Raw genomic sequence first — 26,095 nt, 5'->3', positions numbered from 1 at the left:
TGACGCGTGTTCTTGATCGGATGATTTGGTCACGACGTACCTCCTAAACTGTCAAATCGGCTCCAGGCTGCCGAGGCGCGCTGGGCGTTATGGCGGTTAGCCGACTCGGCTAGATAACGACTTGCATAACGGCGTGGCATTGCCGAAGTTTTAGACCAGCCGCAGACTCGTCGGAGTTCGTCCGTGGCACGCTCCAGGTCATGCCCACGCTTCTCGACAAAGTAAGCCAAGAAACGGTCGGCGAAGGTGTGGCGAAAGTCATGCGCAGAAAGTTAGGCAACAACCCCGGATGAGCCAGTTCAATGTTCAGAAACAGCCGATCGAGGACGTTAGACAACGCGCGAATCGACAGCGGGCGGCCTCGGTCAGAGATGAACAGATAGCGGTACAGCAATTTCATCGGTTTGCGGTCACGCAGAGGGCCGTTCGCCCTGGATATAGTGCTCGTAGACCTCATACAACTGTGCAGAGATACCTACTGTCCGTCCGTGGGTTTTCAGCGCAGGCTCTTCAGCACGCGGGTCGCCTGGGTCACGTTCGCGGTCATTGATGCTGACATAGGCATGCTGAGAACCCTGATTGATATCCGTGGTGTAGAGTTTCAGAAGCTCTCCGCGACGGATACCGGTCTCCAGCAGCAATTCAATCATTAGCCAATTGCGCAACTGCAATCGTTCCGGAAACGGATTCTCCGCGGCGCCCGGGCGAATCAGTGTGCGAATGACCTGGAGTTGGGTATCTGTCAGGCTGCGGTAACGAGTGCGGTCGGGACGAACATTGATGATATGGCTCTCAAAGCGCCGTTCAATCACGTCGGCGACATCTGCAAATGCCACCTCGATGTTTGCCAGGGTGGTTGAGTTTGACGAGCACGCGTGCCGATTCGGGCGATCAGGTTGTCGGCGTGACGGCCGCTTTGGAGCCAGATGGCGTAACCGTCCAATAACGCCAGAATCGCCTCAAAGTGACAGGCCAAGATGGCCTCATCAATATCCAGATCTCGGGTTTTGGCATAGGTGTAGAAAGCCTGGATCGCACGCAGGTGCGCTGCGGCGGTGTTGTATGCACGATGCCTGAGCTTGAGCTGGACGTAGAAGAATGGCACTAGCTTGGGCAATGGCGCCGCCCTGACCATCCTGCACAAGCAGCGGTACACGCTGATCAGAAGAGTCACGGCACTGAACCAGCTTCATTGGCAGCTACCTCAATGAAGGACTTGCCATGAACATGGTGACATGACCTGTGACGGTCGCGAATTGAAGAGACTCGGGTAACCTACTGATTCTATATAGAAAATCTTAATTTTTTTCAATTGGTGAGACCTCACTTGCACGTAGTCGCACTATATCTGCATAAAAATACACGAAGTCTCACATTTACTACACCATAATTCGGCTAGAGGGAAACGTTGCGCCCTGCGACGAACACCGTGAGTCGCCAAATCTGCAAGAAATTCGAAGTCAGCGGATTTCACGCCTTTTAGATATTAACTCCTTAATCAAAGCCTGTTGCCAGTCATAATTGACAATACAACGTCAAAACATATCAAGCAAATTGTCACCCCTATAGGCCTCTGCCCCGGAAAGCCTCGGCGGGGCAATACGTCATTCAAGTTAAAAACAATTAGTATATATAAATACAATTCTCGCTATATATAAATGACAATACTTAATTAATTAAAAAAAGTTACGAAAATTCTTGCCTTTCTTTACTGGAAGTCTATTATCGCTCCGCATCAGATCAGAACGAAGTGCGTGGGGTTCAATGACAGAATGAATGATTCAGGGAGTAAGCGGCCCAACTCGCAGTCGTCAACGAAAGAGCTGTATGAACTTAGATTGGCGGCTGAGCGTTATAATGTAGTACAAGATTACAAAAGCAACCTGATCGATAGAAAAACTGCGATGCTCAGACTTGGGCTGAGTCCTGCTCAGTTTCATAGGCTGTGCAAACGCATAGCCATGAAAGGGAGTATTGAGGGAGCAAGACGGCTATCTCGAGGGAGAAAGGTCGGCGCTCAGCCAATATCAATAAAGCTGGAACGAATTTTCAGCGATAAATTTGATAAGCATTTTCAAGGGGCAGCCGCTACCTACGCCGAGGTTTGGAGACAGATTCAAGCAGTGGCTGATACCGAGAATGTTGCCTGTCCGAGCTACCACACCGTGCGGCGCTGGATTAAAGAGAACAAGAAACAACGGGATATTGATCGAAAGCGGTTAGGGGCTGAAGCAGCCGCGCAGATCTACGGTGCCAAGCCTGGATTATATCCATGCAAAAGTCCTTTGGAGTGGGTGCAGCTTGACCACACTCTCATGGATGTACTTGTCGTTGATAGTGAAGACCCTACGGTTATTATTGGTAGGCCTTGGGTAAGTTTCGCAATCGATGTATTTACGCGCGCCGTGGTAGGGTTTCATATCGCACTACTGCCGCCAAGTAGTATGACAGTCGCGATGCTGATTGCGAATGCTGTACTACCAAAGCAAAATTTGCTTAGCCGTCTCAACATGCGCACTGACATGCTTCCTATGCATGGCGTAATGAAGGCAATCCATATGGATAATGCAAAGGAGTTTTGGACAGAGCTGCTGCACACGGCATGCGCGATGTACGGTATAGGGGTACATCATCGGGATATTGGTAAAAAACATCAGGGTGGACATGTAGAACGACTGATTGGGACAATGATGACTACGCGCGTTCATTTTTATCGGGGTACTACTTACTCTAATGCAATCGAACGAAGAGGCCAGTCCAGTGAGAAGAAAGCGGCTCTGAATTTTAGCGAGGTTCGAGAACTTTTAGTGCATTCCATCAATACATATCATGGCACAGTGCACTCCGCTTTGAAAATGTCCCCGTTCGACAAGTGGAATGAATATTACGAGTCGCATGACGCACCCAAAACTATTGCTGCAGCGGAGGAGGATTTCTTTAGGATAGATTTTTATCCTGAAGAAGTGAAGAAGATTCACCCTTGTGGCATTAAGATTTTAGGGAGAGTTTTTCACGCTTCAGTCCGAACATCTGCTAGCGGTAGCTGAACGTGGTCAAGACGCGCTGCCAAACCTTGATGGTGCTTGGTTCTTTGGATCAGCCGTGCGCGACAGATTATTCTCCACCTCTGGATCTCGCTGGCTTGGCCGACCACTTCCCCAAAACCAGTACGTCCTCAAGCTTTCCCGGGATATCGTGCTTCCATGGCCATGGAGTCTCCGAGGTTACGTTTCAGCTCTGGCGACTATTGGCTCCGCCAAAGCACCCGTCGCCATGAGCCAGACATCTACAAGGCCCTACAGCCGTAACTATCAAGGGCCGTGGGTTCAGGACGATAATCATAGTGTGCATCTTTGGTTACCTTGGGGTATCGGTTTTGTATATGGAGGGAATCACTCGATCGCTGCAGGGATTCTGGCTGGAGAGGGTGAGGTCATCCCTGAAAAGGTGTACGACATGAGTCACCTCTTGGACAGCCTTCACTGCGACGGGGCGTATTTCTACGAAACGGACAATGGAGAGAAGGTCGAGGCTGTTACCGACGTAAGGCGCGCTGCAGTTTTTGAGATTGGTAGGCTTATGGGTGCACAACACTCGTGAAGGCTGCATTGAAACCATCGAGAATCGCTGTGGGAGCTTGATCGTCTGCCGCTGTAGACATCGCGATGAGGTATTTAGAAGGTGCTCTATCTAGATTCTGCTTAGCATTCCAATGGGGTAGGATTGCTGAAATACGCAGTGCTAGAGCCAATGGCCCGGAAGCACCAATCCATGGAGGAAATTGATGTCCGACCAAACCCGTCACCTGTCGTTGTTTGAGGAGGACTATCTTCTCCGCGAGTTGGGCCCCGTCGCGCATGTGCCACAGGTGGCTCTTACTGAGCTAGTGGCTAACGCGTGGGATGCCGGCGCAAGCAAAGTTGACTTGTTTCTACCCTCTGAGCCTGGCGGAACGCTGACGGTGGTCGACGACGGTCACGGAATGTCGGCCCAGCAGTTCAGCAAGCGATGGATGACGCTTCGGTACAATCGCCTCAAGCATCAAAGTTTCAAGGTCGAATTTCCCAAGGGCAAGAGCGCCAGATTCAGGAAAGCCTATGGCCGCAATGGAGTTGGCCGGCATGGGCTTCTTTGCTTCGGTGATGAATACCAGGTGGAAACTTGGCGTGACGGCAAACTGAGTACGTTCACTGTAGGAACGGAGTCAGGGCCTAGTCCTTTCGTGGTGCGCTCCGAGGAGTTTGGCCAACGTGAAGGCTCCGGTACACGCTTGTCGGTGTCAGTCACCCGAAAGCTGCCGGACGCGAATGAAATCATTACAGTCCTTGCAGCAAGATTCATCCATGACCCGGGCTTTCAGATTCGAGTTAATGGCACACCTCTGACCTTGGCAAAGCTTGAGCAGCATGCTCGTACGCATAACCTCGAACTGAGTGATGGCCGGACAGCAAAAGTCATTGTCATCGACTCCACACAGCAGAACCACTCGTCCATCCACCAAGGCGTGGCCTTTTGGGTTGAGCACCGACTCGTAGGCAACCCCTCGTGGGTCATCGGCCAGGTCGCAAACTTTGATGGCCGCACACGATTCGCTAAGCGCTATAAGGTCATCGTCGACACCCAGGGGTTTGAAGACCAAGTGATCCAGGATTGGACAGGATTTCAATCGACGCCTGTCGTTGAGGAGCTGTTCAAGGCCGCTGCGGATTGCATCGGCAAGGTAGCAGACGAATTGGCGACCGAGGTGGTTGAAGCCACTTCAGAAGACGCCTTGGTACAGAACCGGTCAGAGCTCAAATCATTAGGGCACGGCGCTCAACTTGAGGTCACAGCCTTCACAAAGGCTGTGGCACAAGCGCACCCGATGGTCTCTCCGGAGTTTCTCGCCACGGCCGTAAAAGCAGTGATCAACCTGGAGAAATCCAAGAGCGGGGCATCCTTGCTTCAAAAATTGGCCAATCTGCCTGCGACGGATATTGAGGGCTTGGATTCCCTTTTGGCAGACTGGTCGGTCAAGGACGCCTTGCGTGTGCTCGATGAGATTGATGGCCGGCTCAGCGTCATCGAAGCCATCACCAGGTTGGCCGAAGATCCAGAGACAGACGAGCTCCATACACTGCATCCGTTGATCCTACGATCGCGCTGGTTGTTCGGGCCAGAGTTCGAGTCCATGGAGTATTGCTCGAACATGACATTGAAAAGCGTGGCGAAGCAGCTCTGGGGGGAGGGCGACGCCTCGTTCATTAACGAACGCAAACGGCCTGACATCGTAGTGCTGCCAGACCGATCTACTGCCCAACTGGTGGGTATTGAACAGTTTGATCCCCAGGACGCCTCAGTCGCCCAAATGCAGAACATCCTACTTATCGAGCTCAAGAAAGGGGGCTTCAACCTGAATCGAAAAGAGGTTAACCAGGCCGATGGGTATGTGCAGGACATTGCCGCATCCGGATACGTCAACGGTTCTCCGTTCATCACGGCTTGGGTCGTTGGCCAGTCGATCGCCGCCGGAGTGAGTACGTCCAAAACAGTGGGTGATGAATCTCGTAACTATGGCCAAGTGAGAGCCACCACTTATGGCGCTTTGGTGAGCACCGCCAACCTTCGCCTGATGCGTTTACGGAAAACTCTGGAGGATAGGTACGACAATCTCACCACGGACGCGCTCCTGTCTAAGGTGTTGTCGACGCAGGAGCAGGTCAACCTCGACTTGGTCGCATGCAGTTCTGACGACGCAAAGGATGGGGCAATCAAGGAAGCTGTTTGATTTCAAGCCGAGACCATTTATGGCAGTGGGTCTCGGCGCAGCCAGAAAAGTTGAGACGCTGTGAAGCCAAGGAATGTCGGTTCATTCAGAAAGGAGTTTCCATGCTACAAGCTGCAACCGGGAAGCTGCTCTTGAAGTACGAGCTGGGCACAGATCATGTTCTTGTTCTGCACGGCAACATGTACAGTGCTTAGGGAGGGAGTTCGTGCGCACCTTAGAATACGCTCAGCCTACCGAACAGATGAAGCTGACAGATGTAATGGATCTGGACAGCGCAACGCCCATCGAAATCAGCAGTTTCCTAAGCCGTGAATTGTCCTTGGTCATACAGGATAGGGCGGAGCTAGCTTCTCGGTTCATTCTGGATCGAGACAAGCCTTGGTTGGTTTGCCAACTGTGCGGGGCCGCTCTGTTGCTGGTTCGTACACAACATCGTTTTTTTCACTTCCGCCATCACCCAGTCATTGAAGGGCTCATTCAATGCGACATTTCAACAAAGGGTGAGCTCAGCTCCGCTCAGATTACAGCGATCAAGTACAACGCGCAGAAGGAAAGCCAGGCCCACATCCGACTCAAAGGGATCATTCGCGACAGTCTGATTGCTGATCGATCGTGCGGCGAGCCCCTGGTGGAGAAGGTCTGGAAAGGCCAACCAGTCGCCGACCGTGCCACTTGGCGCAAGCCGGATGTCCAGGTCGTAAGGGGGAATGAGCGCATCGCGTTCGAAGTCCAGCTGTCGACCACTTTTTTAACTGAGATCGTCGGACGCCGGGAGTTTTACAGAGCTAATGGCGGGGCAATGATCTGGGTATTCCAGAGTTTTGATCCCAGCTCAACCAAGACAGCTGAAGAAGACATTTTCTTCCTGAACAACCTAAACGTTTTCATCGTGAACGATCAGACGCTGGCGCGTTCCAGAGCCACTGGGCGAATGGCGTTTGAATGCTGGTACGCGGTGCCGGAATTGACCGGTCGTACAATCGTAAACGAATGGAGGAGGGCTGAAGTATTTCTGGATGACCTGACGTTCAGTCCGGAAAAGCAACTCGTGTTCTATAACGATTACCTGTCACAGAGAGAGGTATTGGAAAGCTCCGTAAATGCTGATGTGCTGCGCCGTGACTTCCATTCTTTCTGGATGGAGTTGGGCAGGGAGGACACACCACAATCCCGGGAACGCTGGGTCGATCTGCGCGAGCGGATGGCAGTTACGTACCCAGATATAAAGCTTCCGAACTCTCATTGGACAGATCCATTCCAAGGGGCCGTCTCCATAGTGCTGAGCGCCCGCTATGGTCGACCGATAGGGTATCGATTCGAGCGATTACTCAATGTCAGCAACCAAGCCTTCGACTCCTACAAGCCCTTTCTGCTGCAATTCGGCTGGACGCTGGAAATCTTTGAACAGAACGAGCTATTGGCCGAACAAGACAAGAAGGGGACTTGGGCTAAGCGGCGCCAGATCATCCGCACTGCGCTGCAAGCTCGGGATGATGCTTATCGGCCCGATCGGCAATACAACCGTCTATTCGCATTCTTGGTACCGGAGCTTAAGGAACGTCTGATCAACATGCGTGAGTGGTGACGGCGGGGCACCGATAACCTCCAACGCCGGCGATGAAAAAACAGCCGTAACCTTATGATCAACCTTTCGTAATCTCAGGATGATCCATGAGCTCCTGAGCTTCACGCCAAGCTTTGTCGAAGAGCTGCGAACGGGTTTGCGAATACAGACTGGGTGAATGGAAGCCCACCGCTGACTCAAGCTTTCCAGTCTTTCCAAAATCGCTACTGGAGATCCAAACGGTATCAGGGGCAACCAGAACGGCTTTAGCCCCAATGTCGCGATGCACCGCGATCCTGAGCCAGGGTCTGGCCGCCTTCAGGGCTTGGGCAGCTTTGATGCAGTCAGTGTGTGCCACTATCCAGATATTATGAGGACGCTTATCCAGAATCTTTGTTATGTATCCAATATCGGCTAGGTCTCGGGTCAAGATCAGGATTTCTCCGGTGGCGCTGCTAAGTTGACTCAATCGAGTGCCCCAAGTGGATGCGCCAATTGACATTTTCGCGTCCGAGCACGCGAAGTCGAAACCGCCGTTGTCATTGCTGAAAGCCATCACGTTTCCTCACAGCTGTTTAGTGCCCGATCGTTACACGAAAGACGCGTGTGGTCGACATAGCTGCTGGTGTTTCTTGGAACGAAATCAATCGCGCTCCCTCATACCCAGGCGCTTGATAGAATGCATACGCTCTTGATCATGAGAGTGGTAATAGGTGTCTTGGGTGGTGCTGAGGTTGCTATGACGAAGATCTAACTGCAGGTCTTTCGCCTTGCGAAAAGGCGCGTCAAATGTTGCCGATGTATGTCTGAGCCAGTGGGCTGATGCTGACCGTAGACTGTTCATTTCGTACGCCTCGCGTCCCTCAGCCTTCATCTTAGCTAGAGCGTTGTCGAAAACGGACTGGAGGAGGGTGCGCACTTGTCGTCCAGACAAGCCCGCTCGGCCTTCCAGCGTCGTGAGTAGAGGAGTTCGTTCTTTTTCCGCCGGTAAGTTCGGCAAGCCGAGAAAAGTGCGATAGCGTCTGAGGTACCGATCAACATACTCGTCCCGCACCGCAATTTTTCCTGGTTTGTTGCCTTTTCCGATCACGTGATACCACCAGTTGCCTTCAGGGTCTTGGCGGAAATCTCCCATGCAAGGCTCCCAGTTCGACCGGCCAACCAGATCGGAGATCCGAAGATACATGGCGAAAAGTGTAGCCAGGATGAAGAGGGTACGTTCATGTCGAAGCGGCTCAGCCGAAGCCATTGACTCCGCAGTCTCCAGTACGTAGTCCCATTGCAATGGCGTTAAGGCCCGATTTTGAGCTTCGGCAGTAAGATTCCCGGTGAAATCCCGCTTATTTTTTACAAGTCTGAACGGGTTTAGGCTCACCAAGTTATCTTCGGCGAGAAACTCATAAAAACTGCTACATACCGAGAAGATTTGATTCATCGTTCCTTTGGAAGCCGCATACACCTGTACAGCATCAGCCTGGGCGTTTAAGGCACTAAGCTTTTGGCTGAAGGGTTTCCATTTTGGATTTGGGACTACGGGATAAACCACAGCGGTTTCAGCATCTTTATTAGCGATGAAGCGACCCCGTGTAACTGACCCAATCCAATTTGTCGGTGGATTCCTACAAAACTGCAAGTAGGCTTCAGCGTCTTGACGCTTTAAGGTGAAGATTGATTTATGCCTAACAATAAGGGCCCAAAGAAGTAATCGTTCAACGTGGGTTCTATAAGAGTTGAAAGTCTGCTCGCTACCTTCGTATGCGCGCAAGAACGAACGCACGGCTCTGTAGCCTGCAGATGCACACAGTGCAACGGGGAAACTTTCGATATAGTCACTCACAAAATTGATAGATGAACTTTCACTCGAAAAATCCTGATCTAAAAAAGCTTCAAACGTTTCAAATAGTGGATTTGGGTCAAAAGCCATTTTCAATCACCGACGCCAGGAATTGAGACTTCCAGTTCTGATAGTTACTGGAAGTTTGAGCCCTGCTCAAGGATAAAGTGATAGGGAGGTCAACGATGGTATAGCTGGAAAGCAGCTGTGGCAACACCCAAGCAAGCACGAATTATAATGCGAAAAACATTGACTTATACTGCGCAGAGTTATAAGCAGCGCCAATAAAAATAAATAAGATAATATTGCCAGTCATTAGCCAAATATTGCCAAATTTTAATTTAATGGTAATTGGTAGAGTGCCAACCCTTTCTAATACTGCATTAATATCTTGATATTGACGGTGCGATCAGCCTTTGTGACGCAGTCTCGTTTTAATTGAAAAGTATACTTGGTGTGACAAAGTCTCTGAATTTTTATAAACGCACGACCTCTCCGAAATCCGGGGGGATGGGCACACCAGCGATTTCCGACATCTCACATTTTTTGCAGATCCAGACAATTTCTTGAAATTATTTAGACGATTTTCGTGATTTTTTCGTAGGAGAACCGTGAATGATCAGCACCTAGTCTCTCCAATCGCGCAAAATCCGAGATGCTTACCAAGTCGCACAAATGCTGCAAATGCCTCTGCAGCCCCGCTGTGAGTGCTCTTGACAAGAATGCAGGCCAGGAAGCGGAACCGGGAAGTCTCAAAGTTTCGTTAGCTCTCCCGACGACGCCACCTGAACAAAAAGCCAATAAAATCATATATATAGGCGAACGAGCTTAAAATTCCAGGCTCATCATTTCGTCAAAAATAGGCCCATGCCCGAATAGGATCAGCTTCCAAGACCCAGTGTTTACGGGGGTGAAGAGCTCTTCGGATGGGAAAGTCTCATCAAAGCGCGACCGTCACATGACCCGTTGAGAGAGTGGACGTCAGAGCCTGGTTTGTCGAATCAGTGGCTTAAGCTGCTCATGAACAGATCTGACATAGCACTTCATTTAACATAATATACATTATGCGTACCGTCCTATACGGAGCTGGGGGGCTCTGGTGGTCAGATTTGAAGCCTGACGGCGCCTCCTGCTTTCAGCTTGGCGATGCTGATCAGTGCGTGCTTGAATGCCGCCCGACAAACGTTGCCTCACCAATTGACGGAGAAATTGCATGTGGATTTGCACAGAATGGAAAATCGACTGGGACGCTGTAGCTGCTGTCGCAACGGCTGCTGCAGCAATCATTGCACTCATTATCTGGAGCTTTGACAAGGCTCAAAGAAAACGCGAACGGGCCGCAAGCGCGAAACTCTTAGCGCAGATCATGACATCACCCGTTGGCGCTACCCAGATAGAGTTAGCGAAATTCAGATGCTATGTGGTGCCTTCTGATAGCGACCAAACATACTTACTGGACGTGCTAAATGATGAAAACGCCCGAAAAGATTTAGCTGCTCAAGCGTCGAAAATCACAGTCGATCTACCATCTCAATTCTTAGATAAAGCTGACATCTTCAGCCAGACAGTCAACAACAGGCTTGCGAACGCATTCTCACAAGTGAATCGTCTAAAAAAGATGTCGAGCCTGCTAGGTGATCTACCAAACTCGGCAATAGAAGAAGAAATTTCCCAGCACCTCATGGCAGTCCTAAACCAAATCAAAGAGGCGGAACAAGCCACTGCGGAAGCCTTTCAGGCCCTTCTAAAAGCTGGAAAATCATGTTAATTAACGTCCACCCTACTCCACACAAATAACAAAAAGATATAACTATACTAAATAGTCGTTTAGTCGAGTTATAACCAAAAATTTGCAAGCTCCTGCTCAACTACCAGTGCCTTCAGTTCTAGTCGGTGCGCCATCCGCTTCTGATCCCCCTCCCCTTAATGCTTCCAGCTGGTACCTCGCCTCACGCGCCCTAGAAGTGCATTGCGCACACCGAATGCAATCTGAGGTCAATCTGATACGGTCTTTTTTTGTGAATCTGAGCCTTTTTTGGCTTTGATCCTTTCTTGTAGAGTGCGCGCCCTCCGCATTATTAGAACATTGATCGGCCGTCCATTGTCTTGGGGTTATGAAACCCAATGATCTCGGCAGTCTTCAGGTAGCCCCTTTAAATTTTTTCTACCTCATATCTGCTCACTAACGCCGAGGGCAAAGGCTTGCTGAGCACTTCGACGCCCCGTTTGACTATCGCCCTACGGTTGACGCTAGACATATTACTTCGGGAAAACACAGGGCCCACACCCGCGATAGGTCTCAAACCTTCGCCCGGATTGGCAAGCGAAATATCAAGCCTTCTAAACATGAACGAACTCCCCTTACGATGGCCCCAAAAAGCCACTAAGCTCTGGTCACTGCTGAAGAAATTATCCCGCTGTCGTTAAAAGTGACCGAGACCAAATCTAAGATTTATCACTGGAGTGTTATGTCGAAACCTGACGCTTTTATCACTGCCCGCGAAGCCCCGTTAAATTCAAGCGTTTCGCTCACTAGAGCCTCATTATTCAAGTTTGCTGGGTTACTGGGTACAGTGTTCATCCTCGCTACCGGCATGCTGGCTTTTGTAGCGAAAAATCTAGATGGCACTGAAGAAACCAGGAGCGCTTTTTACGCCGAAAAGGCCGTTCAGACGCTTGAAAAAAATCTTCGATCCACCATCAAGGATTACGCCTTTTGGGGCGACGCATACAAACATCTACACAAAACCGTGGATGCAGACTGGGCGTTCACCCGACAGAACCTGGGCCCGACGCTTTATTCTGATTTTGGTTTCCCGGGCCTATTCGTAGTAAACGCAGGAGATCAGAGCGTCTACTCGGTCGTAAAAGGTGAGCTGACGACCGTTGAAGCTGCGGACTGGCTGGGACAACCTTTAGGGCCAGTGCTCGACCAAGCTCGTCGGGGCGCAGATAGTGAAACAACAGTAACTACTTTCCTCAATGTTCGCGGCGTTCCTACTCTCGTTGCAGCAGCGGCGATCACCCCTGGAGCAGATCCCACTGTCCAATCTGAAAATGGGCCATCTTCGGTACTGCTTTTCGTGGAAACACTGGACAACGTCAAGCTGCAGGCAATCGGAAGTGATTATGGAATCGAAGGATTGCACGTCGCTACACCTGACGAGATTCACAAGAAATCCATCCTGCTGCTAGGCGACCACGGATCGGCCGGTGGATTGCATTGGGAACCGGCAAAGCCCGGCATCCGATTGTTGGGTTTCATACTTCCATTGATTGCCACAGGTGCTCTTCTGGTAGGCTTCATGATATGGGCCATTCTTCGACGTACGACAGCTGCCGCCAAAGCACTCGATTGCAGCTATGAGCATTTGCAATTAAGCCAGGTAGCCCTCGCTGAGAGTGAAGCCCGTTTTCGGGATATCGCGGAAGCAAGCTCCGATTGGATCTGGGAAATAAATCAAGACTGGCGCTTCACCTACCTTTCTGAAAGATTTGAAAGTGTTACGGGGCTATCTCGAGAGGCCTGGATCGGTGCAAAAATTGATGATTTGCTTTGCATGGAGTTCGGCGCCATATCTCAATGGCTCTGCATCCCGGGTCGCCGTCACAACATCAGCGTGCAATGTTCATACGTCGATACGAAAGGCACTGCGCGAATTGCACGATTATCGGCACGGGGACTCGTCGACCACGGATTTCGGGGTACGGCGACCGACATAACGGATGAGGTGGAGGCGCGTCGGCGTATTGAGTATCTTTCGCAGCATGACGCGCTAACAGGGCTCCCAAACAGGACAAGGTTACAGGAGTTTCTAGACGGCAAACTCAAAGCTGCGCCGACCCCCGAGCATCCCCTCGTGATGCTTATTTTAGACCTTGATCGCTTTAAACCGGTAAACGACCTTCTCGGTCATGCAGCCGGTGATGAGGTGCTCAATGAAGTATCCCGCCGGTTAGGCGAGTGTGTGCGCAGCGGGGATCTCGTGGCGCGGATTGGCGGCGATGAGTTCGTGTTAATTCTTAACGATGTGAGCTCTGCTGAAGAAGTAGAAACGGCATGCCGGCGTTTGATTGATTCGATTGAAAAACCAGTCAGAATCGAGGATCAAGAGGTTTTTGTCAGTGCCAGCATCGGAATTTCGATGGCACCTAACGATTCAACGCAAGCCGCAGAATTACTCCGATATGCGGATATCGCCTTGTACGAGGCGAAATCGGCAGGTCGAAATACCTGGCGATTCTATGCCAATGAAATGAACACCAAGATCATCGAACGCCGCCAGCTCGAAAACGATCTTCGCCATGGGATAAAACACGGTGAGCTGCGTCTCCATTTCCAGCCCCGCTATCGCATTGCAGACGGCAAAATGGTCGGAGCTGAAGCGCTTGTACGCTGGCAGCATCCTAAACGAGGCCTTGTATCCCCTGATACTTTTATCCCTATTGCAGAAGAGACAGGTCTTATCCTTCCGCTAAGTAACTGGGTCCTCACAACCGCTTGCGACCATGCGGCCCGCTGGCCAATAAACCTCTTTGTTTCAGTCAATCTATCCCCGACCGAGTTTCAACGCGGTAATTTGGTTGAGCGAGTAGAGAAGGCAATCACAACGACGGGGCTTGAAGCACAACGTCTGGAATTGGAAGTGACCGAGAGTGTCATGCTTGAAGACGCATTAGGTGCACTCGAGGTTATGCGAGCGCTGAAGCGGCTAGGTATACGTCTTGCAATGGACGATTTCGGTACTGGTTACTCATCGCTCAGTTATCTGCGCTCGTTCCCGTTTGACGGTCTCAAAATAGACCGCAGTTTTGTCAACCGTCTAGGGGAAAGCGAGGAGGACAGGTCGATCATTCAAGCCATCGTAGGTTTGGGCCGCGCTTTATCTTTGACCGTAACGGCTGAGGGTATTGAAACCGGGCTACATCTGGATTTGCTCAAAGAGGCTTGCTGCGAAGAGGGCCAAGGATACTTTCTGAGCCGACCGTTAAACAGTGATGATTTTGAGTCTTTGCTGATGGCTGGACAGGAGCTGAGAAATTAGCCCTACACGTTAACTCGCATCATTTGTCTCCTGGTCACGCAGCTGGTGAATGGGCCTGATCTTATGATCAGGCGCATCCCCTCATCCGGCTCAAGCCGCAGGTTTGAGCACAACTTTTGTCCACCCATTGTCACGCGCATCGAAATGCTTATAGGCCTCAGGCCCCTCGGCGAGATTCAGCCGATGGGAGATGATCTGCGCGGGGTTGGCACGGCCATGGTGAATGAGCTCGGCCAGCCGACGATTGTAAGCTTTGACGTTGGCTTGACCTGTTCGAATTTGCTGTCCCTTGAACCAGAAAGCGCCGAAGTCAAAGGCCATCTTGCCTTGCTTGGCGAGGTCATTCCTGGCACCTGGATCTTCTGGCACAAACACACCGACGACACCGATCCCACCGGTAGCCTTGGTCGATGCGACTAGGTTGTTCATGGTCAGGTGATTGACTTCGTGACCATGACGGTCGCAGCACTGATAACCCACGCATTCGCAACCGCGATCAGTCCCTTTGCCATGAGTCAGATTGAGAATCTGCTCCACCGCTTCCTTCTCCAGCGAGTTGATTGGCGTGGCGCCCATCTGAGCAGCCAGTTTCAGTCGGTCAGGATGGTTGTCCACCACAAAGACCTGCGATGCACCTTTGATCATGGCGGAGTGAGCTGCCATTAAGCCGACCGGGCCAGCACCGTAAATTGCAATACTTTCACCGGGCAGCAACCCGGCCAACTCGGTGGCGTGCCAGCCGGTCGGAAAGATGTCAGAGAGCATGACGTAGTCGTCTTCACGCTCCTGCGCGTCCTCGGGTAGCACCAGGCAGTTGAAATCTGCATATGGCACACGCAGCAGTTCAGCTTGCCCACCTTGATAGGGCCCCATGTCGGCAAAACCATATGCGGCGCCTGCGGTTCCAGGGTTCGCTGTCAGGCAAAAACCCGTCAGGCCTTTCTCGCAGTTTTCACAGAAACCACAACCGATGTTGAACGGCAGGCAAACGCGGTCACCCACCTTGACCCGATCAACACCGGCACCCACCTCGATAACCTCACCGAGGTTCTCATGTCCAAAAACACGACCGGTCTCCATTGAGGTACGCCCTTCGTACATATGCAGGTCTGAACCACAGATGTTGGTCGTGGTAATCCGAACGAGGACGTCTGTTGGTTTTTCAATTTTGGCATCGGTGACATTTTGCACGCTCACGTCACGCGGGCCGTTGTAAACGATGGCTTTCATGGTTTTTCTCCTGTTGGCAAGACGAAAGACATATTTCGTCTGCTCAGACTTAATCTGTCAGGAAGACATGAACGTATGTTCAACCAAATGACGTGGGGGGTGACGAGCGGCCAATGGACGAGCCAGTTGCGCGATAAAGGGCGCTTATCCAACCTTTTTCTGGATGCGAAAAATCGTCCAACCTGCGATCAAGATCAACAGCATTCCAGCCCATGTAAAGGCGTCCGGCACTTCGTTAAACAACACGTAACCCCACAAGGGCCATAACTCGGTGCGATCCACGGACGGCCGGGAATGGGCCCGCCCAATGTGCGTGCTCCTCGCATCTCAGTGAGCAAGCCCGCTGAAAGCAAGTCTGCGCAGAAGAGTCGATCCAAAAATAACGCCGCTTGCGAAACTGAGCCGATTAACAGGCCGTGGTAAACCCAGGCGGGGTCATAGTTTAGAGTGTCCACCATGTGATTTGTATTTAAGTCTGCTCGCGTTTTAGCGAAGCGGACGTTGGACAAGCCCAGAGGAGCGAGTACCTGTTGATTCACAGCATCCTCAAGCGCGAGATCAGTCAACCGTTCAATGAGCCTTCCGATGAGCAGATAACCCACATTCGAATAACGCCACCCGGCTCCGGGGGTGTATCGCAGTCGAGCACCATCAAGGCGTTTTAACATTTCATCTGCAGACCACGCCGACTCACCGCTCGCAACGGCCCGGTGGTACTCGCCAAGTTCGCCGTAGTCGGCGAGACCTGCCTCATGCCGCAGTAGCTGGCGCAATGTGTAGGGCTGATCGAAAACGGGATCGTCTAGCCCTATAAGGCGGTCACGGACTAACGAGAGAGCCGTCGTAGCCAAAACGGTTTTCGTAAAACTCCACCAAGGCACGGAGAGCTCTCCCTGTTCATGTGGATGTGGCTGACCGTTTACCACGAGTGCACTGAGCATTGGCTTCCTCGAAATTGATCTAGAGCTTTGAACGGGCCGCAGCGATTCGAAGGATGAACCGGATTCCGCATGACCGGTCGTAACTTTGGATTAGCAAAGCATCTAAATTCGTCTAGACCTATCAAGCAGATCGTTTGAAACCTCCCTGCCCGATTTAACGCAGGGTTAGCCGCGCCTGTTCGCTCTGGGTTGAACAGAAAGGATTAGCTCGGTAATCGCCGTAAGGTTCGACAAAGGGAGTTGGTCACCATGGTGCAGACACTTGGATCATTTCAATCGCACCAAGCTTTCACTCATCGCACGGGTTGGTTGTGTCCAACTTACAACCCAGCGCGTGCGCCGTCGTTAGCGCCCATTTCGGTCTACCAAGTCTGTTATAGCAGCCGGGTTCCTTTGAAACTAGCCGTAGCCCTTGCCCTAACATGCTGGGGCGCTACTCCAGCACATTCTGCGGGTATCTGCCCTTCCCCTGCCCTAGCGAACAATACTGACTGTACCGTAACGCCGGGCACTACCCTAACGGTTACACCTGCCGGCTCTACCGGATTGAGTGCCAACGGCGCGGCTGGACAGATAATTGGCGACGGCATCACTGTTAACCTTGGCGCTGCTACCACCACGGGTGCCATGGCGCTTACGGGCGCAGTTATCAGCTTCAACTCCAGCGTAGTTGCTACCACCTCTGTCGGTGCGGCTGCTACCGGGCAAGTCGGTGTCCAAGCGTCCGGGGTCGGCAGCACTGTTTCAGCGAGCAACGCTACGATAGACCTGACACCTAACTCCGGAACCTCTCTGAATATGCACGGGGCGACCGCAGACTCGGGCGGAACGGTAACGCTGAGCAACACCACCGTGCAGGTAACCGGCGGCGCGAACGGAACGGGCAACTACGGGCTGGTAGCCACCGGGTCAGGTAGTCAGATCAATGTCACGGGGGGATCGGTAAGCACCAGTTCACGTGGTGCCTTCGGTGTGCTTGCTCAAGATGGGGGAGCAGTAATTCTCAGCGGAACACAGGTCACTTCAGCAGGTACTACGAACGCAACCACCCTGGCAGGAAGTCACACGCTCTTCGCCACGGGCGCAGGAAGTCAGATCAGTGCTACAGATGTCACGGCTAACGCTTCAGGCCTCAATTCGTCAGCTGCTCTGGCTGATGCCGGCGCCTCGCTGAATTTGATCAGCAGCACTTTCAACAACACTGGCTCAAGCAACAACGACAACTTTCCCAACGCAGGTGTGAGGGCCATCAACGGTGGTCAGGTGGTGATGAGTGGAAGCGGTAGTTCGATTACCACTACAGGTGGACGCGGCTACGGCCTTTCAGTTGAAGGCGCCGGTTCTCAAGCTCAGGTTTCGGATACGGCGATCCAAGTAGGTGGCGCACGGGCATTCGGAATTTCAATAAAATCAGGCGGCGCAGCGCAGGTTGCCGACAGCAGCGTCTTGATCAGTGGCGTAACGGGCACCTTCGCGCCTGGTGTTCAAGTGGAAGGCGCCGGCTCATCTCTAACATTGACCAACAGCAGCATTACCACCACGACTCCCTCTGTCAGTATCGGCCTGACCGCCAGGAATGGCGCAAACATCACCGTCAGCGACAGCTCCATCACCACATCCGGCCCGAACTCCGCCGCGATCAGCGCTAGTAGCACCACTGGTACACCTGGGACGGTCACAGCGAACAACGTGACCATCATTACTACCGGTGACGACAATGCGATGGGCGCCATTGCCGACCTTGGCGGCACTATCACCCTCAACGGAGGCACTGTTACCACTAGCGGTGACCAAGTCAGGCAATCGTCATTCGCTCATGGCCTTGGTGCACGCAACCCCAACGGCACGCTGGTAGCCACCGACACCGTGGTCAATACGTCTGGTCTATCTGCGATGGGCGCATGGTCGGACGATGGCGGTACATCAACGCTCAACAATGTGCGGATCACGACGAGCGGAGATCGCGGCATCGGGCTGTTCGCGATTTCAGAGCAGGTCGGCACGCAGTTCAACGCTAATACCACCGCCAACCGCACCACTGTTGCCACAACCGGTTTGAATGCACACGGTGTTGCTGCGCAGGCGCGTAATGATCAGGCCGTCGAGACCGCAACCGTGACGATCAACGATACGTCTGTCACCACCCAGGGCATCGGGGCGACGGGTCTTCGGGCAACGCTTGAGGATTATGGTACGGCGCCCACGGGTCGGGGTGAGGCTAACGTAGTCGCCAACCGCAGCTCTGTAGTGACCAACGGCGCAGGAGCGCACGGCGCATTTTCACGCGACAATCCGACCTCAGTGACACTCAACCAAACCTCGATTCAGACCACGGGAGCTGATGCCCATGGCGCGGTCGCGGTAATCGGTGGCCGAATCAATGGCGTCGACGCAACGGTTACTGCTAGCGGCGCAAATGCGATGGGCCTTTACGCTCTCGGGATTCCCGGCGCGGTCTCTACGGCAGACTTCACCCGCAGCACGCTGACCAACAGCAGTGGCCCGATAATCGGAGTGGCGGGTGATGCAAACATCACACTGACCAATTCCAGCGCGGCGGGCGGAAGCGAATGGCTGCGCGTAGGGACGCTCGGCGATTTTCCACTTCTGGCAGCACCCCTTCCCCCGCTGACAGGCCCTGCGGATTTCCCAGATGAGATTACCGGTGACCTACCGCCGCTGCAGTCGCCTCCGATCACCGCACCCGCGCCACCGGTCAGCCCCGGTCTTGCAAACGTGACACTGTCCGGATCGACCGTTACTGGTTCTGCGTTCACTGCTCCCGGCAGCGTTTCCAACCTCACCCTGGCCAATAACAGCCTGTGGCGTATGACCGGCAACTCGAACGTGACCAATCTGGTCAACGATCCCAGCCTGATCGATTTTTCCGCACCCGTGGGTGGCGTCTTCAAAACACTGACCGTGAACAACTACAGCGGGGATGGAGCCATCGGTCTCAACACCTTTCTCGCAAGTGACGGATCGCCTTCGGACAAGCTGATTATCGACGGTGGGACGGCAACACCCTTGCCCACAGGCAACACCGCGCTGCTGATTCGTAATGCCCGCGACGCCAGCGGCACTCTCGGCCGAGGTGCGCTGACCACCGGCAATGGCATCCTTGTCGTTGATGCCATAAACGGCGCGACAACATCTGCCAACGCCTTCCGCCTGGGTGGGCGAGCCATTGCAGGCCCTTACGAGTACACGCTGCAACGCGCAAGTGTTGATGGCAGTAATGGCGAAGCCTGGTATTTGCGTTCAACCGCCGAACCGACTCCGCCTGCGCCGCCCAGCCCCCCAGGCCCCCCGACGCCAGCGGTGCCAAACTTCCGCCCGGAGACCTCGCTTTACGGTGCCATTCCGGCCTTGGCGCTGGTGTATAGCCGTGGCTTGGTCGATACCCTTCATGAGCGAGTCGCCGAAGAGCGGCGGATGCCAGATGATCCGCTAGTCAAGGAACATGAAGAAACCTATGGCCCTTCCCTTGGCTGGGGTCGTATGATTTATCGCAGCGGCGAGCGGGAAAGCGGCCACAGCGGCCCATTTGGCGATTCGCCCGCATACAACTACGACATGCAAGCGTTTCAGGTTGGTCTTGATCTGTATCGTGGCGAAGACACGGACGGCAGTCATGATCAGGCCGGCGTGTCGTTGGCCGTCGGCAAGATCGACGGTGGCGTTAAGCATTACACCGGTTTCGGCGCTGGCGACAACGTGCTTCGAGCGTACAGCCTGGGCGGCTACTGGACGCACTTTGGCCCTGACGGAGGGTACGTAGACGGCGTCCTGCAACTTCACCGATTCGATATCGAAGCCAAGCCCAACGACATAGGAAAACTTGAAACCAAGGGTTGGGGATACACCGCATCTCTCGAAACCGGATACCCGTTCCTCGTCAGCGAGGGTGAAGGAGAGAATCTGTACGAAAACCTTTATCTCGAACCGCAGGCTCAAGTGATTTATTCAAAGATTGATCTTGATAACAGTGACGACGTCGCAGCTGACGTACGCTTCAAAGACGTCGACTCGCTGATTGGCCGACTCGGCGTACGAGCTTCCAAGGACTGGTTTCGTGAAAACGACAAGGGTGAAACGCTACGTACCAATGGCTGGCTACGCCCAAGTGTCTGGCACGAATTCAAGGGCCAACCCAAAACTGAATTCTCATCAGCGAATGGCGCTGTGCCGTTCGAATCTGACGTCGGTGGAAGCTGGTGGGAAGCGAATCTAGGCGTCGACTACCAAGCAGACAAAAAGGTCACCTTCTTCGTGTCTGCGGGCTACCAGAAGTCCTTCGACGGCGACAACCATAGCTATGAAGGGATGCTGGGGGTGAAATACGACTTCTAATTTAAACGTCTTTCTCTGCGTGGCGTGCTAGGCCCCTCAGACGGGAGTTCGGGAGTGTCGGGTTAGCGCTCAGTGAACTCAGATGATTCCACCGACAGGAGAGGCAAAATGGCAGGCGAACACTCGTTGTCTGACGTGCCGGAAAGAATGTATCAAAATCAGCTCGCACTAAAGGCGGCTCTGATGGAGTTAACGCTCCATGTCGAAGCCCAGCTTCCAAAGACGGTTCCATGTGAGCAGCGAAAAACGCTATAGGGCCGAGAAAATAGCTCAGTACGTTGTTCATCACCGAAATCGCGCGGAGCGTAGCCGCTACACAGCAGGGAGAGCTTTGGCATGGCAAAGCTTAAACAGTCTTGGTTCGCTGCAAGCGTTGCTTACCAGCGCGGTTAGCGATCTCCGGGGCTGGGCCTTCACCGCTCTGCTGCCGGCAAAGAAATTCGCGTATCAAATCAGCAGTTCGCCTAGCGCTGGTCACTACGAAAAAATGCCCTTCGCCCTGAAGCACGCGGAGTTCGGATTGTGGAATTGAGCGTTTCAGGATGTGCGCGTTGTAAGGCTGTACCAGGGTGTCACGGTCGCCGATCAGAATAAGCGTGCGCGAGCGCAAGCGGAATAACCGCAGCAGACTTGTCCAGCCTACCAAAGCGGCCAACTGGTGATGATAGGTTCGCAGGCGTACAGTTAGCATTCGCTTTACAACACCGAAACGCAGCAGCGCCTGTGTCGAATTGACTGAACCATCTCGTTTCCGCTGTTTGGCGCCTGCGCTTCCTCTAAAGAACTCCAGGATGTCAGCGGGCTTCACCAGTAGAACCGGGCCCGCGGAAGTCGCCGCCAGAATAAGCCGTCGTACCATGGTGGGATGACGAAGAGCAAACTCTTGCGCCAATGCACCGCCCCAACTGACGCCGAATACATCAACATGGTCGATAGCCAGTTGCTTGAGCATTTCGGCAATGAGATCGGCATGACTTGGCAAACGCATCGGCCAACGGGGCATTTGCGATTTTCCGACACCAGGCACGTCCAGCGTGATCGTTGTGTAGTCGCTCAATTCGTTGCGCAGAGCATCGAAGGTTTTGATCAAACCTCCCAGGCCGTTGAGTAGCACTAACGGAGGGCCTTGCCCGGCGATTGAAACATTCACCTGCAAGTCTTTAACGGTCATGATCCGGCTCGGCATGGACACCTCCTCCGTCATCCGTTCAGCAGTCTAGATGAGCTGTTATGGCGATCTAGCACCGGCAGCCCTCATAAACTCATTTTTTTCGGCGATAGACACCCTGATAGAGGCTTCAAATTATCTTTTGAACATCCTCACCGGAGCCGCACACGTTACTCGGGGCCACAATAAAAAAAAACGATTCGGCGCGCGTTCAACCGGGACGTAAGGATGAAACCAATCCTCGAAGAGTCGCCTTGTGGCTTTCGAGCCCCTCGCTTGCAAGTTCGTATTCTCGTAACGCGCCCTGGCGCCCGGCATCTTTGCTGCTCTGCACGAGCCGACCAAGGAGTAACTGTTTTTCATGCAACGCTCTAATGGCCACCCAGAGTGCTTCCTCAATCGTTTCATCCTGCGCATGAAATAATGCGGCGGCGGTATAGGCATGACCGGTATGGCAGCGAAACCGGGGCGATGACGCGTCTACCTCCCACAGAGCGCCTCCGCATTCAGGACAGGAGATGCCTGCAACTTGGCCGATCTCATCCAGTGCGTAGGAACCACCCTTGCTGAAATCCTCAGCCAGATCATTCTCCGTAGCGAATGGCTCGATATGTTTTGACTCAGGAGACGCTGTCGCCCCGGCTATGCGTTGATTGATGATCTGTACGAGCCTCCTACTCAACTCGGTGAGCGGCAGGCATCCGTCAACACTTACATGACGAAGAGCGCTCGTCGGCATTGAGGGCGCTTCGGCAGTTTCAGGATCCTATACGAAGGCCAATCCGCCATAGGCCTTTATCGCCTGAAGCCCAACTACACCGTCATCAAGTTCGCCAGTCATCAACACCCCTATGGCATTGCTTCCGTAGCTGATGGCACCCGATCTAAACATCGGATCAATCGCAGGTCGCGAGTGGTTTTCCTTTGCGCTTCGAGTGATCTGAATAGCTCCTTTTTTGACAAGGAGATGCTTATCGGGAGGGGCTATGTATACACGACCCGTCACTACCTGCTCTTGGCTCACAGCGAAGCCTACGGGCAATTGGCTCGATTGGGTAAGGAGGTTGGGGAGAGAACTAGGTTGGTCTCCGATGTGCATCGTGACGAAGACAGCCGCATTTAAATCAGACGGAAGCCCCGCCAGAAACGCACGTAATGCACCGAGCCCGCCGATGGACGTGCCGATGACTAAAACTTGGTGGTTGTGGTTTTCTTGCTGCATGCATCGATCCTAGGTCGCTAGCTGTTGCACACCCGAATTTGACTCAGCTGCCTCAATTTATTCGCGAATAAGTGCTTGTCGATCTTCCCCGGTGATGCGCTTACCCCATTCCTAGTTTTGATAGATACCTCTCAGGGAAAGTTCGAAAAAATTGATCGATATTTGATCCAGATCAAGGGATTGCTCCGCAGCATTCGTAGCCTCAAACGCACGATTGGAAGGGTTTGATGCTCTCGTGGACGATCAGAAAAGCGAGGCGCCATGAAGTGCCAGCTCAAACGATTTACCTGCACAAGCCTTGGTCGCTGGATGAGATGGTTGTCGCAGTAGCGGAGCTTCTGCAGCCCGGGAATCCCATAAGTAAACGCTGAGACTGGCTTCAAAATCGTGAGGCGATGCAGGACTTGGTTGGTGCTCAGCGGATGAAACTGCATCTCCACTGCCCTGAATCAATACTGGTGGTGAAGCCCCTGATTTTTTTGAATTTTTCCGCGCTCGATGACTCCGTTAACACAGAGCAGACGGAGCAAAGTCATGGAAAACAATCTATTCGTCATCAACTACAAGCTTCATGGTGTGCCCAAGTCCTTCATCATCCGTAGCAAATCGATGCAAAACGCTGATGCTTGGCACTGGGCTAGTTGCGATGCGGGCGTAGCTCCCATTCCCAGACCTGGCCGCCCGCCGCTGAAGATGGTGTCCAAGCCTCAAGCCGAAAAATACGGCATTACCGATGTCACTTGGCGAGCCAGCTCAACGTAGCAGTGTGTGGTATGGCGCGGTCTTTTGATGAATCAGCTTCATGTCGTAACCGCCCGCAAAGTCCGATTAGCCGCTGAATACTCGACATCAGCTTTTGAAACCGAAGGTTGATTCGATCCGTCGTCTACTCTGTAAATAAAATCGAGGTCACGATGTCGCCTTTCGATATCCAGCGGATGCTGATAGACGAATTTCCCTTAGCATTTTTGCTGGAGGTAGGATTCAGGGCCACCTTCGCTTTTCTCGCAGTGTTTCTTTTTTTTTTGAAATCCAGCGGTCGACGAGGGATCAGACAGCTTTCACTTTTCGAGCTGGTCGTGATTCTGACATTGGGCTCAGCGGCAGGAGACGTGTCTTTCTACCATGACGTTCCGCTATTGCCGGTCGCAGTGGTCTTCCTCACGCTCCTGCTTCTGTACCGGCTTACCGTTCTGGTGATGACGAAGAGCAAGAAGTTCGAAGCCTGGATGGATGGGCTACCGGTAACCGTCATCCGCGACGGTCTCTACGAACTCAAGTCTTTAGAAACGTTGAACATCTCATCTAACGAATTGTTGATGGAGTTACGACAGCAAGGGGTTGAACATCTCGGACAAGTAAGGCTCGGTCTAGTTGAGACCGACGGCGACGTCAGCCTTTATTTTTTCGAACAGAAAGATCTGCGCCCTGGGCTATCCGTCCTGCCATTAGAGCATCGTGCCGAGTTTGAAACTGCGCCTGCATCGGCCTTGTACTGCTGCGTAAATTGCGGTTTCTCTCATCATATTGTCGGAGGTCAACGAGCAGACTGCTCTCGGTGTAACCATGACATCTGGTCAATCGCACTCACAACACCACGCTGTCGGTGACGCTTGAGGACGACGTTCGCGGCGCGTTGTGGGCGATTCGTGAAAATACCGGTCACATCAAGCAGACTTTAGCTCCCCTTCAGAGGCCATTTTGAGCCGGGCCGTGCCCGAAGGAGCGACGAGCAAGGATAGCTGCTGCGCTTCCAATTAACTGAGGCATAGCGTGTTACAGATATCTACTAACCAGTGATCGCTGCCGTAAATGGCATTGCCTATATGGAACGCTTCGAGTGGGCCTGCTTCCCCGATAGGCGCATCCGAAGAGCAGTCCTTCTCTGGTGTGACCTGACGTCGCTGGAATGTCAGCCTCGCCGACGGTCTAGCCAATGGCTGCCTCGTATCGTCGGCATTAGATATGTATTCTGGTGCTCAACGAAAAGGGACGGAATAAATGCGTTACGACCTCGTCACTATGGACGTCTTCATTGCTGTAGCCGAAGAGCGCAACCTAACCCGCGCTGCTGAACGCTTACATTTAGCTGTATCGGCTGTTAGCAAACGGGTAGCCGAGCTAGAAGAACAGGTTGGCTCGGCCCTGCTGCTGCGCTATGCACGAGGTGTAGACCTAACACCTGCCGGTCAGTCAGTGCTGCACTACGCACGTGAACTGCGTTTGGTGCTCGGCCACATGGACGAAGAACTGGCCAGTTACTCCGCCGGCGTGAAAGGTCATATTCGGATTCACGCAATTACATCGGTGTTGGCGCAATTTCTTCCTACCGATTTGGAGCGCTTTCTAGCCAGCTATCCTCTGATTAATTTCGACATAGAAGAACGTGTTGGAACGGCTGTGGTTAAGGCCGTAATAGAGGGCCGGGCTGATCTCGGCATATTCGCTGAGCACACCCCTGCCGCAGGTCTCGAGATACTCCCATACCGCCAAGATCAACTCGTTGTGGTAACTCCCAATGATCATGTCGTAACTCAAAAGGGAAAGATTTCATTCCATGATGCCTTGGAGCATGAATTTATTGGCCCTCACCTCGACAGCTCTCTCTATAAGCTGTTCGCCCAGCAACAGCCCGCTACAGGGAGAGAAATGCGTGTGCGCGTTCGTGTCAGCAGTTTCGAATGTATGTGTCGGCTAGTAAGCGTGAAGGTGGGAATCGCCATTTTGCCAAAAGCCGCTATCCAGCAATATCTTCGTCCTTTAAAGCTCAAGATGACGCTCCTTGACGAATCATGGGCGACGCGCAGTCTGGTAATTGGAATGAGGAGCTCAGAGCTGCTTTCGCCGACAGTAAGGACGCTCGTTGAACACTTAGGGAAAAATCATTGATGACATCAAACGGCGCGTAGTTAGCGGAGCGTTCTCCTCTCACGAACGCTGGTTTGGTGAATGATCAATTTTCGTTTACCTC

General features: G+C 52.8%; 16 protein-coding genes and 2 pseudogenes. 10 read left to right on the top strand and 8 right to left on the bottom strand.

The features are described from left to right. Positions 1-29: 29 nt before the first annotated feature. Positions 30-1,193 (bottom strand): annotated as a pseudogene (locus EL257_RS28425) (tyrosine-type recombinase/integrase). 561 nt (positions 1,194-1,754) lie between these two features. Here EL257_RS28425 and EL257_RS13460 point away from each other — a divergent pair. The 4 genes from EL257_RS13460 (at position 1,755) to EL257_RS13450 (ending at position 7,352) form a co-directional block, all read left to right on the top strand. Then, the gene (locus tag EL257_RS13460; RefSeq protein ID WP_126363255.1) at positions 1,755-3,047 is read left to right on the top strand and encodes a DDE-type integrase/transposase/recombinase; all 1,293 of its coding nucleotides are present in this window, start codon (positions 1,755-1,757) and stop codon (positions 3,045-3,047) included. Continuing rightward, the gene (locus EL257_RS28420) at positions 3,031-3,600 is read left to right on the top strand and encodes a DUF6710 family protein (RefSeq protein WP_419866623.1); all 570 of its coding nucleotides are present in this window, start codon (positions 3,031-3,033) and stop codon (positions 3,598-3,600) included. The genes EL257_RS13460 and EL257_RS28420 overlap by 17 nt, the downstream gene beginning before the upstream one ends. A gap of 184 nt (positions 3,601-3,784) precedes the next feature. Beyond that, positions 3,785-5,767 carry an ATP-binding protein gene (locus EL257_RS13455; protein WP_126363253.1) on the top strand — a complete coding sequence of 661 codons (1,983 nt, stop codon included), beginning with the start codon at positions 3,785-3,787 and terminating at the stop codon, positions 5,765-5,767. A gap of 205 nt (positions 5,768-5,972) precedes the next feature. Beyond that, positions 5,973-7,352, top strand: coding sequence for a DUF6035 family protein (locus EL257_RS13450; protein ID WP_092224494.1), 1,380 nt, complete (start codon positions 5,973-5,975; stop codon positions 7,350-7,352). A gap of 58 nt (positions 7,353-7,410) precedes the next feature. Here the strand turns inward: EL257_RS13450 and EL257_RS13445 are convergent, their stop codons facing one another. Together EL257_RS13445 and EL257_RS13440 are read right to left on the bottom strand one after the other, a co-directional pair. Beyond that, a complete protein-coding gene (locus EL257_RS13445; RefSeq protein ID WP_078833758.1) occupies positions 7,411-7,887 on the bottom strand; it encodes a hypothetical protein in 477 nt (158 codons plus the stop codon). Positions 7,888-7,974: 87 nt separating this feature from the next. Further along, on the bottom strand, positions 7,975-9,255 hold the full coding sequence (locus EL257_RS13440; protein WP_078833759.1) for a tyrosine-type recombinase/integrase: 1,281 nt from the start codon (positions 9,253-9,255) through the stop codon (positions 7,975-7,977). Positions 9,256-10,378: 1,123 nt separating this feature from the next. Here EL257_RS13440 and EL257_RS13435 point away from each other — a divergent pair. Both EL257_RS13435 and EL257_RS13430 read left to right on the top strand, forming a co-directional pair. Further along, positions 10,379-10,933 (top strand): hypothetical protein, encoded by a 555-nt coding sequence (locus EL257_RS13435; protein ID WP_126363251.1) that lies wholly within the window; start codon positions 10,379-10,381, stop codon positions 10,931-10,933. A gap of 700 nt (positions 10,934-11,633) precedes the next feature. Beyond that, positions 11,634-14,210: an EAL domain-containing protein gene (locus tag EL257_RS13430; RefSeq protein WP_126363249.1), complete on the top strand. Its 2,577-nt coding sequence runs from the start codon at positions 11,634-11,636 to the stop codon at positions 14,208-14,210. A 90-nt stretch (positions 14,211-14,300) separates the two neighbouring features. On the opposite strand, the gene EL257_RS13425 is transcribed toward EL257_RS13430, so the two are convergent. Together EL257_RS13425 and EL257_RS13420 are read right to left on the bottom strand one after the other, a co-directional pair. After that, the gene (locus EL257_RS13425) at positions 14,301-15,440 is read right to left on the bottom strand and encodes a glutathione-independent formaldehyde dehydrogenase (protein WP_126363247.1); all 1,140 of its coding nucleotides are present in this window, start codon (positions 15,438-15,440) and stop codon (positions 14,301-14,303) included. A gap of 260 nt (positions 15,441-15,700) precedes the next feature. Continuing rightward, positions 15,701-16,381: pseudogene (locus EL257_RS13420) on the bottom strand (serine hydrolase domain-containing protein); the annotation flags it as partial. A gap of 546 nt (positions 16,382-16,927) precedes the next feature. On the opposite strand from EL257_RS13420, the gene EL257_RS13415 reads away from it, so the two are divergent. Next, a complete protein-coding gene (locus tag EL257_RS13415; protein ID WP_172604482.1) occupies positions 16,928-20,734 on the top strand; it encodes an autotransporter outer membrane beta-barrel domain-containing protein in 3,807 nt (1,268 codons plus the stop codon). A 346-nt stretch (positions 20,735-21,080) separates the two neighbouring features. Here the strand turns inward: EL257_RS13415 and EL257_RS13405 are convergent, their stop codons facing one another. From EL257_RS13405 to EL257_RS13395, 3 genes are all read right to left on the bottom strand, one after another. Continuing rightward, positions 21,081-21,920 carry an alpha/beta fold hydrolase gene (locus EL257_RS13405; protein WP_126363241.1) on the bottom strand — a complete coding sequence of 280 codons (840 nt, stop codon included), beginning with the start codon at positions 21,918-21,920 and terminating at the stop codon, positions 21,081-21,083. Between the two features lie 193 nt (positions 21,921-22,113). Further along, on the bottom strand, positions 22,114-22,641 hold the full coding sequence (locus EL257_RS13400) for a hypothetical protein (protein ID WP_126363239.1): 528 nt from the start codon (positions 22,639-22,641) through the stop codon (positions 22,114-22,116). A gap of 27 nt (positions 22,642-22,668) precedes the next feature. Further along, the gene (locus EL257_RS13395; protein ID WP_126363237.1) at positions 22,669-23,124 is read right to left on the bottom strand and encodes a chemotaxis protein CheB; all 456 of its coding nucleotides are present in this window, start codon (positions 23,122-23,124) and stop codon (positions 22,669-22,671) included. A 534-nt stretch (positions 23,125-23,658) separates the two neighbouring features. Between EL257_RS13395 and EL257_RS13385 the strand changes: the two genes are divergently transcribed. The 3 genes from EL257_RS13385 (at position 23,659) to EL257_RS13375 (ending at position 26,013) form a co-directional block, all read left to right on the top strand. After that, a complete protein-coding gene (locus EL257_RS13385) occupies positions 23,659-23,886 on the top strand; it encodes a DUF6555 family protein (protein WP_073474362.1) in 228 nt (75 codons plus the stop codon). A gap of 152 nt (positions 23,887-24,038) precedes the next feature. Next, positions 24,039-24,734 (top strand): DUF421 domain-containing protein, encoded by a 696-nt coding sequence (locus EL257_RS13380; RefSeq protein ID WP_126363235.1) that lies wholly within the window; start codon positions 24,039-24,041, stop codon positions 24,732-24,734. A gap of 391 nt (positions 24,735-25,125) precedes the next feature. Next, the gene (locus EL257_RS13375) at positions 25,126-26,013 is read left to right on the top strand and encodes a LysR substrate-binding domain-containing protein (protein ID WP_126363233.1); all 888 of its coding nucleotides are present in this window, start codon (positions 25,126-25,128) and stop codon (positions 26,011-26,013) included. Positions 26,014-26,095: the final 82 nt, after the last annotated feature.

Source organism: Pseudomonas fluorescens, assembly GCF_900636825.1.
Taxonomy (GTDB): Bacteria; Pseudomonadota; Gammaproteobacteria; order Pseudomonadales; family Pseudomonadaceae; genus Aquipseudomonas; species Aquipseudomonas fluorescens_BG.
Note: the sequence above shows the minus strand (reverse complement) of the source record. Positions and strands in the feature narration are given on the sequence as shown.